13 protein-coding genes are annotated in these 16169 nt (G+C 64.6%); 9 read left to right on the plus strand and 4 right to left on the minus strand.

From position 1 onward, the window contains the following. The first annotated feature begins 109 nt into the window (after window positions 1–109). The 4 genes from MTX21_RS39625 (at window position 110) to MTX21_RS39640 (ending at window position 4204) form a co-directional block, all read left to right on the plus strand. The gene (locus MTX21_RS39625) at window positions 110–1570 is read left to right on the plus strand and encodes an NAD(P)/FAD-dependent oxidoreductase (RefSeq protein WP_280969838.1); all 1461 of its coding nucleotides are present in this window, start codon (window positions 110–112) and stop codon (window positions 1568–1570) included. Between the two features lie 180 nt (window positions 1571–1750). Further along, complete coding sequence (locus MTX21_RS39630; protein WP_280969839.1) at window positions 1751–2800, plus strand: alpha/beta hydrolase; 1050 nt, start codon at window positions 1751–1753, stop codon at window positions 2798–2800. Window positions 2801–2969: 169 nt separating this feature from the next. Next, on the plus strand, window positions 2970–3125 hold the full coding sequence (locus MTX21_RS39635; protein ID WP_280969840.1) for a hypothetical protein: 156 nt from the start codon (window positions 2970–2972) through the stop codon (window positions 3123–3125). 149 nt (window positions 3126–3274) lie between these two features. Next, the gene (locus tag MTX21_RS39640; RefSeq protein WP_280969841.1) at window positions 3275–4204 is read left to right on the plus strand and encodes an aspartyl/asparaginyl beta-hydroxylase domain-containing protein; all 930 of its coding nucleotides are present in this window, start codon (window positions 3275–3277) and stop codon (window positions 4202–4204) included. Between the two features lie 78 nt (window positions 4205–4282). Here the strand turns inward: MTX21_RS39640 and MTX21_RS39645 are convergent, their stop codons facing one another. The 3 genes from MTX21_RS39645 to galE all read right to left on the minus strand — a co-directional run bounded on the left by MTX21_RS39645 (window position 4283) and on the right by galE (window position 7960). Beyond that, window positions 4283–4984, minus strand: a complete 702-nt coding sequence (locus tag MTX21_RS39645; protein WP_280969842.1) for a fumarylacetoacetate hydrolase family protein — start codon at window positions 4982–4984, stop codon at window positions 4283–4285. 35 nt (window positions 4985–5019) lie between these two features. Next, window positions 5020–6828 (minus strand): ABC transporter ATP-binding protein, encoded by a 1809-nt coding sequence (locus MTX21_RS39650; RefSeq protein ID WP_280969843.1) that lies wholly within the window; start codon window positions 6826–6828, stop codon window positions 5020–5022. Window positions 6829–6946: 118 nt separating this feature from the next. Continuing rightward, entirely contained in the window at window positions 6947–7960 is a 1014-nt protein-coding gene (galE, locus tag MTX21_RS39655) for a UDP-glucose 4-epimerase GalE (protein ID WP_280969844.1), read from the minus strand. Window positions 7961–8086: 126 nt separating this feature from the next. Here galE and MTX21_RS39660 point away from each other — a divergent pair, with 126 nt between their 5' ends. Beyond that, complete coding sequence (locus tag MTX21_RS39660) at window positions 8087–9124, plus strand: glycosyltransferase (protein WP_280969845.1); 1038 nt, start codon at window positions 8087–8089, stop codon at window positions 9122–9124. A 5-nt stretch (window positions 9125–9129) separates the two neighbouring features. Here the strand turns inward: MTX21_RS39660 and waaF are convergent, their stop codons facing one another. Then, on the minus strand, window positions 9130–10200 hold the full coding sequence (gene waaF, locus MTX21_RS39665) for a lipopolysaccharide heptosyltransferase II (protein ID WP_280969846.1): 1071 nt from the start codon (window positions 10198–10200) through the stop codon (window positions 9130–9132). A gap of 158 nt (window positions 10201–10358) precedes the next feature. On the opposite strand from waaF, the gene rfaD reads away from it, so the two are divergent. The 4 genes from rfaD (at window position 10359) to MTX21_RS39685 (ending at window position 16146) form a co-directional block, all read left to right on the plus strand. Next, a complete protein-coding gene (gene rfaD, locus MTX21_RS39670) occupies window positions 10359–11339 on the plus strand; it encodes an ADP-glyceromanno-heptose 6-epimerase (RefSeq protein ID WP_280969847.1) in 981 nt (326 codons plus the stop codon). 12 nt (window positions 11340–11351) lie between these two features. After that, a complete protein-coding gene (gene rfaE1, locus MTX21_RS39675; protein ID WP_280969848.1) occupies window positions 11352–12836 on the plus strand; it encodes a D-glycero-beta-D-manno-heptose-7-phosphate kinase in 1485 nt (494 codons plus the stop codon). Beyond that, window positions 12833–14116 (plus strand): O-antigen ligase family protein, encoded by a 1284-nt coding sequence (locus MTX21_RS39680; protein WP_280969849.1) that lies wholly within the window; start codon window positions 12833–12835, stop codon window positions 14114–14116. The genes rfaE1 and MTX21_RS39680 overlap by 4 nt, the downstream gene beginning before the upstream one ends. A gap of 116 nt (window positions 14117–14232) precedes the next feature. Next, window positions 14233–16146: a nucleoside-diphosphate sugar epimerase/dehydratase gene (locus MTX21_RS39685; RefSeq protein WP_280969850.1), complete on the plus strand. Its 1914-nt coding sequence runs from the start codon at window positions 14233–14235 to the stop codon at window positions 16144–16146. Window positions 16147–16169 lie beyond the last annotated feature (23 nt).

Below are 16169 nucleotides of genomic sequence, written 5' to 3' on the forward strand. Positions count from 1 at the left end.
TCGTCGTTTTGGGCGTGCAGTACGAATCTCCTCCTGGTTGTATCCTGCAGCGATCGCCAGTTGACGGGCAGCGTCCTCGGGCGGACAATCCTCGGCGGCGGAGGAAACGATGTCCCAAGAACATTTCGACGTGCTGATCGTCGGTGCCGGCCTGTCCGGCATCGGCGCGGGCTATCATCTTCAGACGAAATGCCCGGCCAAGAGCTACGTCATCCTGGAGGGGCGCGACTGCATCGGCGGCACCTGGGACCTCTTCCGCTATCCCGGCATTCGCTCCGACAGCGACATGTTCACGCTCGGCTATTCCTTCAAGCCATGGACCGATCCGAAGGCGATCGCCGACGGGCCGCAAATCCTGAACTATGTGCGGGAGACGGCGGCCGAGAATGGCATCGACCAGAAGATCCGCTATCGCCATCGCGTCAAGCGCGCGTCCTGGTCGACGGGCGATGCGCGCTGGACCGTCGAGGTCGAGCGCACCACAGGCGAGGGCGCGACCGGGCTCGTGCGCTTCACCTGCAATTTCCTGTTCATGTGTTCGGGCTACTACAAATATGAGGAAGGCTACACACCCGAGTTCAAGGGCACGGCGGATTTCCAGGGTCGTATCGTACATCCGCAGAAATGGACCGAGGATGTCGACTACGCGGGAAAGCGCGTCGTCGTGATCGGCTCGGGCGCGACCGCGGTGACGCTGGTGCCGGAGCTCGCCAAGAAGGCATCGCGGGTCGTGATGCTGCAGCGCTCGCCGACCTACGTGGTGTCGCGGCCGGCGCAGGATCCGCTGGCCAACAAGCTGCGCCGCAATCTTCCGGCGACGCTCGCCTATCACCTGATCCGCTGGCGCAACGTGATGTGGGGAATGTTCTTCTTCCAGCTCAGCCGGCGCCGCCCCGCAAAGGTCAAGGAGCTGATCCTCAAGGGCGTGCGCATGGCGCTCGGACCCGACTACGACGTCGCGACCCATTTCACGCCGCGCTACAATCCCTGGGATCAGCGGCTGTGCCTCGTGCCGGACGGCGACCTATTCAAGGCGATTCGCGAGCAGCGCGCCACCGTCGTCACCAATGAGATCGAGACATTCACGCGCGACGGCATCCGCCTGAAGGATGGCAGCGAGCTTGCGGCCGATATCATCGTGACGGCTACGGGCTTGGTGCTCCAGGTCGTCGGCGGCCTCGAGATCAGCGTCGACGGCCGCGCCGTCGATTTTGCGAAAACACTGACCTACAAGGGCATGATGTACGCGGACGTGCCGAACCTCGCCTCCGCCTTCGGTTACACCAATGCGTCCTGGACGCTGAAATGCGATCTCACCTGCGAATATGTCTGCCGGCTCATCAACTACATGGACCGGCACAACTTCCGTCAATGCGTGCCGCACAATGACGACGCGGCGGTCACCCTGCAGCCCTCGCTCGATTTCACCTCGGGCTATGTCCAGCGCTCGATTGCGAAGATGCCGAAGCAGGGATCCAAGCGGCCGTGGCGACTGTATCAGAACTACGCCCTCGACATCGTCTCCCTGCGCTACGGCAGGATCGACGACGGCGTGATGCAGTATTCCTGATCGCCATCGCGGTCACGCCTTTCGCATGGTGAGCGCCTCGCTGAATTGTGACTCGTTGGCCGAGCGAAACGATGCCAATCGTTCGCCTGCTGCTCGTCGCCCTCCCGATTGCGCCTACATCTGGCGTGATAGACGGCCGCCGGCCTCATCGAGCGCCGCCTTCCAGTTCAAGAGATCGATATGTCAGAGAAAGTAATCGCCGACCGTCGCAGCTTCCTGGCCAGCGCCGCGATCGGCATCGCCGCGCCGCTGGTTCTCGGCGGCGCTGCCGTCGCGCAGTCCGGCAAGGACAGTCCGTCGCCTTTGCCCAACGTCAAGCCGGGCGCGAACACATCCTTCGCCGCGATCAAGCAGATCGATGCCGGAGTCCTCAACGTCGGTTACGCCGAGGCTGGTCCGGCCGATGGACCCGTGGTGATCCTGCTGCACGGCTGGCCCTATGACATCCACAGCTTCGTCGATGTCGCGCCTGCGCTGGCCCAGGCCGGCTATCGCGTCATCGTTCCGCATCTGCGCGGCTATGGCACCACGCGCTTCCTGTCGCCCGATACGATGCGCAATGGCGAGCCGGCGGCGCTCGCCGCGGACATCGTCGCGCTGATGGATGCGCTCGGCATCAAGCAGGCGACGCTCGCGGGCTACGATTGGGGTGCGCGGACCGCCAACATCGTCGCAGCGCTCTGGCCGGAGCGCGTCAAGGCGATGGTCTCGGTGAGCGGCTACCTGATCTCGAGTCAGGCGGCAGGCAAGATGCCGCTGCCGCCGAGCGCCGAGCTGCAATGGTGGTATCAGTTCTACTTCGCTACCGAACGCGGCCGTGAAGGCTATGCCAAGAACCGGTACGATTTCGCCAGGCTGATCTGGAAGCTCGCCTCGCCCAAATGGCATTTCGATGACGCCACCTATGACCGCAGTGCTGCCTCGCTCGAGAACGCCGATCACGTCGATATCACCATCCACAATTATCGCTGGCGGCTCGGCCTTGCCGAGGGCGAGGTGAAATATGCCGGGTTCGAGCAGCGGCTGGCGAGCTTGCCGGTGATCACCGTTCCCAGCATCACCATGGAGGGCGATGCCAACGGCGCGCCGCATCCGGAACCCGCGGCCTACGCCAAGAAGTTTTCTGGCAAGTACGAGCACCGGACCATCACCGGCGGCATCGGGCACAACCTGCCTCAAGAGGCTCCGCAGGCCTTTGCCCAGGCCGTCGTCGATATCGCCGGGAGTTGAAGGCGAGGGCGGGCCGCAATGCGCCGGCCGCTCAGGCCGCGCCAATGTGCTGTTTTGCGTATTCGGGCCCACGCCGAATCGGTGACGCGGCCCGAACGGTTAATGCCGGATTAACCGGTGAGTCCTAGCCTGTCTCGGCCGGGGTACTCGCAAGGCCGAGGTGAACCCAATGGAAGCCCAGAAGATCGCAGTCGACGCCGTCGTCGCGCTGACTGACTGTGACCGCGACGCCGCCACCACGTTTATCCGCCGGCTCTATCTCGAAGGCGTCAGGGATCCCAAGCGCCTGACCTTCAAGGGGCTCCAGGCGCTGGCTCGAGCCTGACGAGCCTGATTCGGCTCCCTGTTCGTTTCAGCGCCAAGCTCCGTCCGTTCACGATTTCTGGAAAGACGGCAACCCGTTGGCGAATATCTTGCCGGTGCGGCGCGGCCGGGCTACACGACACCCCGGCTGGGTCACTTGGGAACGGGGATATGCTGAAACAGCTCTTTGCACCGCAACTTGTCATCCTTTACGTGCTTGCGGCATCGACGCTTTACGTCCACTTCCGCGGCAAGCAGCGGCTGCGCTTCGCGCGCCAGCTCGGCGATCATTCGACCTATCTCGCGCCCTACAACGTGCTGATGTATGCGGGCTCGGCCGTGCCGAACAAGCCGGTGATCTCGGTTGATCAGTTTCCCGAGCTCAAGCCGCTCAGCGAAAATTGGGAGACGATCCGCGACGAGGCTGTGCGCCTGTTCGACGAAGGCTTCATCCGCGCGGCGGCGAAGAACAACGACTGGGGCTTCTACTCGTTCTTCAAAAGCGGCTGGAAGCGGTTTTACCTGAAGTGGTACGACGACTTCCTGCCATCGGCGCGCACGCTGTGCCCGAAGACGGTGGAGTTGTTGAACGCGATTCCGTCCGTACACGGTGCGATGTTCGCGATGCTGCCGCCGGGCGGCAAGCTAGGCGCGCATCGCGATCCCTTCGCCGGTTCGCTGCGTTATCATCTCGGCCTCGTCACGCCGAACTCAAACAAGTGCCGCATCCTCGTCGACGGCGTCGAATGCGTCTGGCGTGATGGCGAAGCCTTCATGTTCGACGAGACGTTCATCCACAGCGCCGAGAACGCGACCGACGTCAACCGAATCATCCTGTTCTGCGACGTCGAGCGTCCGATGAAGTACGGCTTCATGACCGCGATGAACCGCTGGGTCAGCCATCACATCGTCAAGGCGTCGGCGACCCAGAATGTCGATGGCGAGAATGTCGGCGCGCTCAACAAGGTCTTCGGCAAGCTCTACGAGATCCATCTCGCGAGCCGCAAGGTCAAGGAGTGGAATCGCAGCGTCTACTACACGCTGAAGTATTCGCTGACGGCGCTGATCCTCGGCCTGATCGTGGTGTCGGCGCTGAGGTGATTGGCGCACATCGTCGCCTGGAATCAAAAAGCCCCGGAGCATGCTCCGGGGCTTTGTTATTTGGGGAACGTGTCGTGGTTATTCCGGCTGGCCGATCGAGACCTTCAGCGTGCCGACACCGTCGACGCCGCATTCGAGCTTGTCGCCGGGCTGAAGCTGCGACACGCCAGCGGGCGTGCCGGTCATGATGATGTCGCCGGCAGCGAGCTTCACCTGCTGCGAGAGCTGCCAGATGATCTCCGGCACGTTCCAGATCAGCTCGGTGAGATCGCCCTTCTGGGCTTCCTTGCCGTTGACCGTGAGCCAGATCTTGCCCTTGGATGGATGGCCGATCTTCGAAGCCGGCTGCACCGCGGAGCAGGGCGCCGAATAGTCGAACGATTTGCCGATCTCCCAGGGGCGTTCTTTCTTGCGCGAGGCGATCTGGAGGTCGCGGCGGGTGAGGTCGATACCGACGGCATAGCCGTAGACGTGGTCGAGCGCCTTGTCGGAGGGAATGTTCAGTCCGCCGCTCTTCATCGCGACGATCAGCTCGACCTCGTGATGCAGGTCCTTGGTCAGCGGCGGATAGGGAATGGTGGCGCCATCGGGCACCAGCATGTCGGCGTGCTTGGCGAAGAAGAACGGCGGCGCGCGCTCGTCATTGCCCATCTCGCGGATGTGCTCGAGATAGTTGCGACCGACGCACCAGATGCGGCGCACCGGATAGCGGCCGCTCTCCCCGACGACGGGAAGCGATGCCTGGGGCGGAAGCGGAATGACGTAGGAGGCGGCGTTCATGAAGCGGTCTCGCTGCTCTTGGGGTGAAGGAAATGCTAGGCGGTTGCGCTAATCGGCGCCAGCCCCAGAGGGCCGGCGTCGTGGTGCTGGAGGCGGAAGAACGAGGCGTAGCGGCCCGAGCGGCGGAGCAGCTCGTCGTGCCGGCCCTGCTCGATGATCTCGCCGCCCTCGACCACCAGGATCGCGTCGGCGTGCATGATGGTGTGCAAGCGGTGCGCGATCACGATCGTGGTGCGGTTCTGGCAGAGATGCTCGATCGCCTCCTGCACCTGCTTCTCGGACTCGGAGTCGAGCGCGGCGGTGGCCTCGTCGAGCAGGATGATCGATGCGTTCTTGATCAGCGCGCGCGCCACCGCGATGCGCTGGCGCTGGCCGCCCGAGAGCTGCGTGCCGTGCTCGCCGACCGGCGTGTCGTAGCCGAGCGGGAAGCTCATGATGAAATCATGCGCGCAGGCGGCCTTGGCCGCCTCGATGATCTCGTTCTCGGTCGCGCCGGGCCGGCCGAAGGCGATGTTGTTGCGGATGGTATCGCGGAACAGATAGACGTCCTGACCGACATAGGCGGTCTGCGCCCGCAGCGACTTTCGCGAGACCGAGGAGATCGACTGGCCGTCGATCACGATGTCGCCCTGCGTCACCTCGTAGAAGCGCAGCAGCAGCGCCAGCACGGTCGACTTGCCGCCGCCGGAGGGGCCGACCAGCGCAGTGACCTTGCCGGGCTCGGCGGTGAAGCTCATGCGGTTGAGGACGGTCTCACCGGTGCGATAGGCGAAGCTGACGTCGCGCAGCTCGATCCGGGCGTCGGACAGTTTTAGCGATGGTTTGTCGTCGTCGGAGTGCTCACTGGCCGGGCTGTCAACCACCTCGAGCAGCATACGCGCGCCGACGAGCTGGCTGTTCAGATCGATGTTGAGCCGCGCCAGCCGCTTGGCCGGCTCGGTCGCCATCAGGAAGGCGGTCATGAACGAGAAGAACTGGCCGGGCGTCGCGCCGAGCGCGACCACGCTGTAGCCGCCATAGAGCAGACAGCCGGCGACCGCGAAGCCGCCAAGCATCTCCATCAGCGGGTTGGAGCGGTTGGCGACGCGGGCCATCTTGTTGGCGTTGCGCTCGACGATCGCGATGTTCTCGTCGATGCGGCTTTGCATCGTCTCTTCGAGCGTGAAGGCCTTGACCGTGCGGATGCCCTGCAGCGACTCCTGCATGGTCTCCAGGATGTCGGCTGTGCCGGTGAACTGGTTGTAGGCGAGGCCCTTGATGCGCTTGACCAGCTTGCGCAGCACCAGCATCGCCGGCGGCACCGCGACGAGGCCGATGAACGACATCAGCGGATCCTGCCACACCATGACGCCGATCATGCTGAGCAGCATCAACAGGTCGCGCCCGATGGCATTGACCAGCATGTTGAGGACATCGGTGATCGACTTGGCGCCGGCGGTCAGCCGCGCCAAAAATTCCGAGGAGTGCCGCTCGGAGAAGAAGCCGACGCTCTCGCGCATCAGCTTGGCGAAGAGTTGCCGCTGGTTGGTGGCGAGGATGGCGTTGCTGATCTTCGTCAGGATCACCATGTGGCCGTACGTCGCCACGCCCTTGATGAAGAGCAGGATCACCGTGACGCCCGACAGCATGGCGATGCCGGGGATGTTCTTGTCGACATAGGCCTGGTTGATGACCTGGCCGAGGACGTAGGTCGCCGCCGCAGTCGCAGCGGCAGCCGCCGCCATCAGCGCGAAGGCAACGAGATAACGCCGCCAGTAGGTGATCCCCTGTTCCATGACGAGGCGGCGAATCAGGATCGCTGCCGCATAGGGATCGTCGGTGATTTTCTTTGGAAACTGGGCCATCCGTAGTCCATTGACAGCGCAGGGAAAAGCCTGCCCGCGCGTCAGGGATCGAATGGCCTCTGTGCCCGCTAAAGCGGGGCTTTTCAAGCCCAATTAAGGACTTGCGCAGGGGCGGATTTTAGGCCGAGGCGGCGTGGCGCAGCTCGCCATGGCGCTCGCGGAACAGCTTTTCCTCCCAGGCGAGTGCATGTGCCGCGATGGTCTCGAGGTCGTCGTATTGCGGCCTCCAATCGAGCAGGCTGCGAATCCGGCTGGTATCGGCAACCATGGTCATGATGTCGCCTGGCCGGCGCGGCGCGTACTGGACGGCGAAGCTGCGCCCCGAAACCCGCCGCACCGCGTCGATGGTTTCCAGCACGGAATAGCCGCGGCCATAGCCGCAATTCAGCGTCGCCGAGGCGCCGCCGCGGCGCAGGTACGACAGCGCCGAGCGATGCGCTTGCGAGAGGTCGGTGACGTGGATGAAGTCGCGGATGCAGCTTCCGTCCTGGGTCGGATAGTCGGTGCCGAACACGTCGATCTTGGCGCGCTGGCCGGTGGCCGCCTCGACCGCGATCTTGAGCAGATGCGTGGCGCCGACGGTCGCGAGCCCGATGCGGGCCTGCGGATCGGCGCCAGCGACGTTGAAATAGCGCAGCACGACATATTGCATGCCGTAGGCGGAGGCGACGTCGTGCAACATGATCTCGGTCATCAGCTTCGACGAGCCGTAGGGCGAGAGCGGCCGCGTCGGTGCATTCTCGGGCACCGGCACCTGGTCCGGATTGCCGTAGACGGCCGCGGTCGAGGAGAAGATGAAGCGGCCAATGCCGCGCTTGACTGCGACGTTGAGCAGGTTGCGCGCGGTCATGAAGTTGTTGCGGTAATAGCCGAGCGGATCGCGCATCGAATCCGGCACGACGACGGAGCCCGCGAAATGTATGACGCTCTCGATGTTGTGTTGCGCGATCACCCCTTCGAGCAGGTTCTCGTCGCCGGCGTCCCCGATGAACAGCGGCACGCCTTCGGGCAGATAGGCGGAGAAGCCGGTGGAGAGATCGTCGATCACGACGACGTCCTCGCCGGCTTCCGCCAGCGAAAGAACCGTGTGACTTCCGATATAGCCGGCGCCGCCGGTGACTAAGACAGTCATGATCTCACCCGTCTTCCGATCATCCGCGAAGCTAACGTTTGCGCGGTGAAGAGGGGGTTTCGGCGGCCCTGAACTGGTCACTATGCTTAATGTTGCGTATAGGGGACTTCCGAAACGGAGCGTGAAGTGGCGAATTTCCCCGGCGATCTCCAGGTGATCGTGCCAAATCTGCACAGGCGCTATTCCGGCGTCACCGCGACCAATCGCATGGTGGCGCCGCGGGTGGCAAAACTGTTTCGCGCGGCATGGTTCGGCTCGAACGCGCCGGAGGGGATCACGCGATTGAGCGCTACCGATTTTCTGAAATTGTGGCGCTGCAGGGCGCCCCTGATCTGGCATGCGCGGCGCAACAACGAGATGATCGCGGGCGTTGTGCTACGCGCGCTCGGCTGGCCGCTCAAACTCGTCTTCACCTCGGCCGCGCAGCGGCATCATAGTTGGATCACGCGCTGGCTGATCCGGCGGATGGATGCGATCATCGCGACCAGCGAGATCTCGGCGTCGTTCCTGAAAGTGAAGGCGACTGTGATTCCCCATGGCGTCGACACCGACGTCTATGCGCCGCCAAGAGATCGCGCTGCAGCCTTCGCCGAGAGCGGGCTGCCGGGCCGCTATGCCATCGGCTGTTTCGGCCGCGTGCGCGCGCAGAAGGGCACCGATGTCTTCGTCGATGCGATGTGCCGCCTCTTGCCGCGCTATCCCGATTTCACCGCCGTCATCGTCGGTCAGATCACGACTGAGCAACTTGCCTTCGCGAACGATCTGAAGAAACGGATCGAGGCCGCCGGCCTGCAATCGCGCATCATCATCGCCGGCGAGTTGCCGGTCGCACAGGTGCAGCGCTGGTATCAGCGGCTGACGATCTACGCTTTCACCTCGCGCAACGAAGGATTCGGGCTGACGCTGATCGAGGCGATGGCGGCGGGCAGCGCGCTGGTGGCCGCGCGTGCGGGGGCCGCGGAGCTCGTGGTCGAGGATGGCGTCACCGGCGTGCTGACGCCGCCCGGTGATGCGGACGCGCTGGTCGCGGCGCTCGAGCCGCTGATGCGTGACGCTGCCACAGCGACAGCGATGGGCGAGCGCGGGCGCGCGCGCGTGCTAGCGCAGTTCAGCCTCGATGCGGAGGCGGCGCGGATCGCAGAGGTCTACCGGCCCTTGCTCTGACGAGGTCAGGTGGAAGCGCGGGCGCGCGTTTCGCTGAGCACCCGCTGCGCGATCGCCACGACCTCGGAGGCCGCGATATCGCGCATGCAGCGATGGTCGTTCATCCGGCAGATGGTGCTCTGGCAGGGCTGGCAGGACAGCACGCTCTTGTCCTGGCGCACGGTCGCGGCAAGGCCGTTGAGCGGGGCCCAAAGGTAAGGGTCGGTCGGGCCGAAAATGCCCATGGTCGGCGTTCCCAGCGCCGCCGCGATGTGCATCAGCCCGGAGTCGTTGGAAATCGCGACGCCGGCCGCGGCCATGGCGAGGACGCCGTTGCGCAAGTTCGTGCCGGTCAGGTCCCGCACGCCCGGTCCGCCCGCCGCGACGATCTCCTGGGCGAGCCCCTTTTCCGCGGGGCCACCGACCACCCAGACCTCCAGACCTTGCTCGGCCAGCAGGCGGGCTGTCTCGGGATAATAGGTCCAGCGCTTGGAGACGCCGACTGAGCCCGGTGCGAGCGCTACTGCGGCCCCGGCGCTGAGCCCATTGGCCTGCCGCCAGCGGGCGATCTCCTCCGCCGGAACGCGCAATTGCGGCACCGGCCATTCCGGCGGCAGGGGCGCGCCATCGGGCTGGGCGAGGGCGGCGTTCTTGTCGATGAAGCGGGGGAGCTGCTTCTCGCCCCAACGCCAGCGGTTGATCAGGCCGAACCGGAACTCCCCGACAAAGCCGACCCGCTCGGGGATGCCGGCCAGGGCCGGCGCGATGGCGGCCTTCCAGGTCCGCGGCAGCACCAGGGCGGTCCCGTAGTTCCGTTCCCGCAGCAGCCGCGCCAGGCCGAGCTGGCGGGTGACGGCGAGCCGGCTGCGCGGCAGGTCCCAGATGATTCCTCGGCGGACGCCGGGCATGTAGTCGACCAGGGGGGCGCAGAGGGGCGTGGTCAGAAGGTCGACCGGCCGGTTCGGCCAGCGTTCCTTCAGAACCCGAACGACCGTGTGATTCCGGACGAAATCGCCGATCCACATATAGGGGATGATCAGGATCGGGCGGGTGTCGCCTGGGTCCTCATTTCCGCTAAGATGCGAATTTAGATTCATTTGTCAGTGGGCTTGGGTGCGCTGATTATAGCGGATCGGTTAGCCGCTCCGGGCCGGAACGTAAAGCCGGGAGGGGACCGGGTCCCAAAACCGCTTACACTTTGGCGGATCATGCGCTACGGCAGGACCGGGCCGCACGATCGGGCAGGAAAATTGGTATGTTGCTGGTGACCGGCGGGGCCGGATTTATCGGATCGAACGTCGTTGCCGCGTTGAATGACGCCGGTCGCAGCGACGTCGTGGTCTGTGATCTCCTCGGCACCGACGGCAAGTGGCGCAATCTTGCCAAGCGGCAGCTTGCCGACATCGTCCCGCCGGCCAAAGTGCTCGAATGGCTGAAGGGCCGCAAGCCCGACGGCATCATCCATCTGGGCGCGATTTCCGAGACCACTGCCACCAACGGCGACCTCGTGATCGAGACCAATTTCCGCCTGTCGATGCGCCTGTTGGACTGGTGCACGACGAACGCGGTGCCGTTCATCTACGCCTCGTCGGCGGCGACCTATGGCGACGGCGCGGAAGGCTTTGGCGACGACGCCTCGCTCGCAGCGTTGAAGAAATTGCGGCCGATGAATCTCTACGGCTGGAGCAAGCACCTGTTCGATCTTGCCGTCGCCGAGCGCGTTGCCCGCGGCGAGAAGCTGCCGCCGCAATGGGCGGGCCTCAAATTCTTCAACGTGTTCGGCCCGAACGAGTACCACAAGGGCTCGATGATGAGCGTGCTGGCGCGGCGCTTCGACGACGTCAAGGCGGGGCGCGTCGTGCAACTGTTCAAGTCACATCGCGAGGGCATCGCCGATGGCGATCAGCGCCGTGATTTCATCTATGTCGACGACGTCGTGCGGGTCATCATGTGGCTGCTCGCGACGCCTTCGGTATCCGGCATCTTCAATGTCGGAACCGGCAAGGCGCGCAGCTTCAAGGACCTGATGCTCGCGGCCTATGTGGCGCTCGGCACCAGGCCCAACATCGAATACGTCGACATGCCCGAGGCGATCCGCGGCGCGTACCAATATTTCACACAGAGCGAAGTCGATCGGCTCTGCCGTGCCGGCTACAACGGCGGCTTCACGACGCTCGAGGATGCGGTGAAGGCTTACGTGGGCGGATATCTCGACCAGCCCGACCGCTTCCGCTGAGGCCCAAGGACCATGCCGACGCCCATTCTGGACTTCGATGCCCTCGCGCAAGACATCGCGCGCCGTACCGTGCTGTGCATCGGCGATGTCATGCTGGACGAGTTCGTCTATGGCGAGGTGTCGCGGATCTCGCCGGAAGCCCCGGCGCCGGTGATCGCCGCGCAGCGCAGCGAGATCCATATCGGCGGCGCCGGCAATGTCGCACGCAACGTCGCCTCCCTCGGCGGTCGCTGCATCTTCGTCGGTCTCGTCGGCGATGACGACGCTGGCAGGCGGCTGGCGGCCGCGCTTGACGATCAGGCCGGCATCGACAGCGTGCTGGTGTGCGATCCGTCGCGGCCGACCACGCGAAAGGTCCGCTTCGTCTCCGAACATTTCTCAACGCACATGCTGCGTGCGGATTGGGAGCAGGGGCTGCCGGCCTCCGACGCGGTCGAGACCAAGCTGATCGAGGCGATCCTGCCGCACGTTTCCCACGCCGACATCGTGCTGCTCTCCGACTATGCCAAGGGCGTCCTGACCGCGCGCGTGATCCGCCACGTGATCGATGCCGCGCGAAAGCTCGGCAAGCCCGTGATCGTCGATCCCAAGAGCCTGAACTGGGCGATCTATCGTGGCGCCACGCTGCTCACGCCCAATCGTAAAGAGTTTTCCGAAGCCACCCGCAGCCGCGCCGACACCACGCAGAGCATCGTCGATGCCACCGAGGACTTGATGCGGCTCGCCGATTGCGAGGCGATCCTCGTCACGCAAGGAGAGCACGGCATGACGCTGGTGCCGCGCAACGGCGAGGCGGTGCATGTGCCGGCTTTCCCCGTGAAGGTGCGTGATGTCTCCGGCGCCGGCGACACCGTCGCCGCGGCGCTCGCGGTGTCGCTTGCGGCGGGTGCGGACTGGGACACGGCCCTGCGGATGGCCAATGCAGCGGCCGCCGTTGCCGTCGGCAAGCAGGGCACGGCCAGCGTGAGCACAGCCGAGCTGCGGCGAAAGATCCTGCCGCATGCCTATCTCGCGGCCGAGGAGAAGATCGTTCTGGAGGCCGATGCGCTGGACGCGCAGCTTGTCGAATGGCGCAGGCAGGGACAGCGCGTCGGCTTCACCAATGGCTGTTTCGATATCCTGCATCCCGGCCACGTCAAGGTGCTGACGGCGGCGCGCGCAGCCTGCGATCGGCTGATCGTGGGCCTCAACAGCGACGCCTCGGTGCGGCGGCTGAAGGGCGCCGATCGCCCGGTCCAGGACGAGCGTGCGCGCGCCGAGGTGCTGGCGGCGCTGGAAGCCGTCGATCTCGTCGTCATCTTCGAGGAGGACACGCCGATCGACCTGATCACCCGGATCAAGCCTAGCGTGCTGGTAAAGGGCGGCGACTACACCCGCGAGCAGGTAGTTGGCTATGAGGTCGTGGAGGCCGCGGGCGGCACGGTCGTGCTGGTCGACATCCTCAAGGGCTTCAGCACGACCGCGCTGGTTCATCGTGCGCGGGGAGGGGGGAAGTGACGACGCTCGCGAAGGAATCGACGGGCGCGCTGCTGCTGCGGCGTTTGCGCAGTCCGGCGGCCTGGAGCGAGACGGTCGACGTGCTTGCGGTCCTGACTGCGGCCTCGCTGCCCTGGTCGACGTCGCTTGTTGGCATCTTCAATGCCTTGATGCTCGTCTGCATGGTGCCGTTTCTCGATCTCAAGGCATTCCTGCAACACCTGAAGCGTCCGATCTGCGCGGCGCCGATCGCGCTTTTCTTGCTCGCGCTGCTGGGGACGCTGTGGTCGGATGCGGCCTGGGGCGCGCGGCTCTATGCGGTCAATCCCACCGTCAAGCTGCTCGTGCTTCCGATCCTGCTCTACCATTTCGAGCGCTCGTCGCGTGGACACTGGGTGTTCATCGCCTTCCTCGTCTCCTGCGCACTTTTGGCGGTGGCGTCCTGGCTGGCCGCCTTCTACCCGAACCTCACGATCAAGCCGGGCGGCATCGAGCGCGGCATCATCGTCAAGAATCACATCGACCAGGGCCAGGAATTCACGCTATGCGCGGTCGCGCTCGCCTATCCGGTCGTGATGCTGCTGCGCGAGAAACGGTACTGGCTCGCCGGGCTGCTCACCGCGCTTGCGATCAGCTTCTTCGCCAACATGGCCTTCGTGGTGGTGTCGCGCACGGCGCTGGTCACGGTTCCGATCATGTTCGCGGTGTTCGCGCTGCTGCACTTAAGGTGGCGCAGCATCCTGCTCATCGCCGCCGGCCTGCTTGCCGTCGCGCTGCTCGCCTGGCAGGTCTCGCCGCAGTTGCGCGGGACGGTCGACAGATTCTCGAGCGACTATGAACTCTACAAGGAGAGGGGGGCGCCGACCTCGCTCGGGCTGCGGCTCGAATTTTGGCGGAAATCCCTCGGCTTCTTCGCGGAGGCCCCGATCAAGGGCCACGGCACCGGTGCGACGCGCGGACTATTCGAACAGGTCGCGATCGGAGGCAGCGACAAGGCCTCCGGCGAGGTGATCGGCAACCCCCACAACCAGACGCTGAATGTCGCCGTGCAGTGGGGCGTTATCGGCATTGTCATTCTCTACACGACGTGGATTCTCCATCTTCTCCTGTTTCGCGGCGATGGACTTGCCAACTGGATCGGACTATTGGTCGTGGTGCAGAATATCTTCACCTCGTTGTTCAACTCCCATCTGTTCGACTTTCACGAGGGCTGGATGTACGTCCTCGGCGTCGGCGTTGCCGGCGGCATAGTCTTAGGAGCGCGGCGCGACGCGCCGAAGGTGAAAGAAGCAGGTTCCTGAGCCGCCACGCTGCTGGCTAATCTTGTGCTGGCAAGTCTCATGCTGGCAAGTCTTGCCGAGATGGGCTATCACCACGGGTCAGGTTGCATCAAACACGGATATTCATCGGTCGGCGGATGACGCGTCTTTCGCATCTCACCTTGCGCAAACTCCTCATCGCGCTCCACGACCTCCTGGCGACCACGGCGGCGCTGTTCGTCGCCTTCTATCTGCGATTCGAGGGCCACGAGGGCTTCTTCCACCGCCTGCCGTTGCTATTCCAGATCCTGCCCTACTTCCTCGCCTTCAGCGTAGTCGTATTCTTCATCTTCAACCTGACCGACACGAAGTGGCGCTTCATCTCGCTGCCCGACGCGCTGAACATCATCCGCGTCGCAACCGTGCTGACGGTGGCGCTTGTGGTTCTCGATTATATCTTCGTGGCCCCCAACGTCCGCGGTGCCTTCTTTCTCGGCAAGGTGACGATCGTCCTTTACTGGTTCCTTGAAATTTCCTTCCTCAGCGCGCTGCGCCTGACCTATCGCTATTTTCGCTATACCCGCGTGCGCCGCCACGCCCGGATCGACGATGCCGCACCGACGCTTCTGATCGGCCGCGCCGCGGATGCCGAGGTGCTTCTGCGCGGCATCGAGAGCGGTGCCATCAAGCGCCTCTGGCCGGTCGGCGTGTTGTCGCCGTCGCACGCGGACCGTGGCCAGACCATCCGCAATGTGCCGGTGCTGGGCGGCCTTGACGATCTCGAGGATATCAACAGCGACTTCGCCAAGCGCAACAAGGCAATCGCCCGCGTCATCATGACACCGTCCGCCTTCGAGCCCGAGGCTCATCCGGAGTCGATCCTGATGCGGGCACGCAAGCTCGGCATGATCGTCAATCGCATGCCGTCGCTCGAGAGCGGCGACACGCCGCGGCTCACCGCAGTTGCGGTCGAGGACCTACTGTTGCGGCCGAGCGAGAAGATCGACTATGCGCGCCTCGAAGCCCTGATCAGTGGCAAGGCGGTGATCGTCACCGGTGGCGGCGGCTCGATCGGGGCCGAAATCTGCGAGCGCCTCGTCGCCTTCGGCGCGGCGCGTCTTCTCATCATCGAACATTCCGAGCCGGCGCTCTACGCGGTCACGGAAGCGCTCGCAGCACAGGGCGCCGCTGCCGCGATCGAGGGCCGGATCGCCGACATCCGCGACCGCGAGCGGATCATGCGCGTGATAGCCGAGTTCAAGCCGGACATCGTGTTCCACGCCGCTGCGCTCAAGCATGTGCCGATCCTCGAGCGCGACTGGAGCGAGGGGGTCAAGACGAATATCTTTGGCTCGATCAATGTGGCCGACGCTGCGTTGGCCGCAGGCGCCGAAGCCATGGTGATGATCTCGACCGACAAGGCGATCGAGCCGGTGTCGATGCTCGGCCTGACCAAGCGCTTCGCGGAAATGTACTGTCAGGCGCTCGATCACGACCTCGCAGTTCAGGCCGGCACCGCCAAGCCGCCGATGCGGCTGATCTCGGTCCGGTTCGGCAATGTGCTGGCGTCGAACGGCTCGGTGGTGCCGAAATTCAAGGCCCAGATCGAGGCCGGCGGCCCGGTGACAGTGACGCATCCCGACATGGTCCGCTACTTCATGACCATTCGCGAGGCTTGCGATCTCGTCATCACGGCGGCGACGCACGCGCTCGGCACGCAGGGTTCGGATGTCTCCGTCTACGTGCTCAACATGGGCCAGCCGGTCAAGATCGTCGATCTTGCGGAGCGCATGATCCGCCTGTCCGGCCTGCAGCCCGGCCACGACATCGATATCGTGTTCACGGGGATGCGGCCGGGCGAGCGCTTGCACGAGATCCTGTTCGCCTCCGAGGAGCCGCCGGCTGAGATCGGTATCGCCGGCATCATGGCCGCACAGCCGAACCAGCCGCCGATGCAGGTCTTGCGCAAATGGATCGCGGCGCTCGAGCATGCGATCGCGCGGGATGATCGGGCCACCATCAGGACCATTCTGAAGGATGCGGTTCCGGAATTCGGCTCGACCGCCGCCTGACCACAGCAGTCTTTCGGCAAGAC

Source organism: Bradyrhizobium sp. ISRA430 (genome assembly GCF_029909975.1).
Classification (GTDB): Bacteria; Pseudomonadota; Alphaproteobacteria; order Rhizobiales; family Xanthobacteraceae; genus Bradyrhizobium.

Coding starts and splice junctions, on each gene's coding strand:
- rfaE1 (WP_280969848.1), top strand. CDS start 11,352: ATGCCGACGCCCATTCTGGACTTCGATGCCCTCGCGCAAGACATCGCG.
- waaF (WP_280969846.1), bottom strand. CDS start 10,200: ATGAATCTAAATTCGCATCTTAGCGGAAATGAGGACCCAGGCGACACC.
- rfaD (WP_280969847.1), top strand. CDS start 10,359: ATGTTGCTGGTGACCGGCGGGGCCGGATTTATCGGATCGAACGTCGTT.
- MTX21_RS39650 (WP_280969843.1), bottom strand. CDS start 6,828: ATGGCCCAGTTTCCAAAGAAAATCACCGACGATCCCTATGCGGCAGCG.
- MTX21_RS39630 (WP_280969839.1), top strand. CDS start 1,751: ATGTCAGAGAAAGTAATCGCCGACCGTCGCAGCTTCCTGGCCAGCGCC.
- MTX21_RS39685 (WP_280969850.1), top strand. CDS start 14,233: ATGACGCGTCTTTCGCATCTCACCTTGCGCAAACTCCTCATCGCGCTC.
- MTX21_RS39635 (WP_280969840.1), top strand. CDS start 2,970: ATGGAAGCCCAGAAGATCGCAGTCGACGCCGTCGTCGCGCTGACTGAC.
- MTX21_RS39640 (WP_280969841.1), top strand. CDS start 3,275: ATGCTGAAACAGCTCTTTGCACCGCAACTTGTCATCCTTTACGTGCTT.
- galE (WP_280969844.1), bottom strand. CDS start 7,960: ATGACTGTCTTAGTCACCGGCGGCGCCGGCTATATCGGAAGTCACACG.
- MTX21_RS39645 (WP_280969842.1), bottom strand. CDS start 4,984: ATGAACGCCGCCTCCTACGTCATTCCGCTTCCGCCCCAGGCATCGCTT.
- MTX21_RS39625 (WP_280969838.1), top strand. CDS start 110: ATGTCCCAAGAACATTTCGACGTGCTGATCGTCGGTGCCGGCCTGTCC.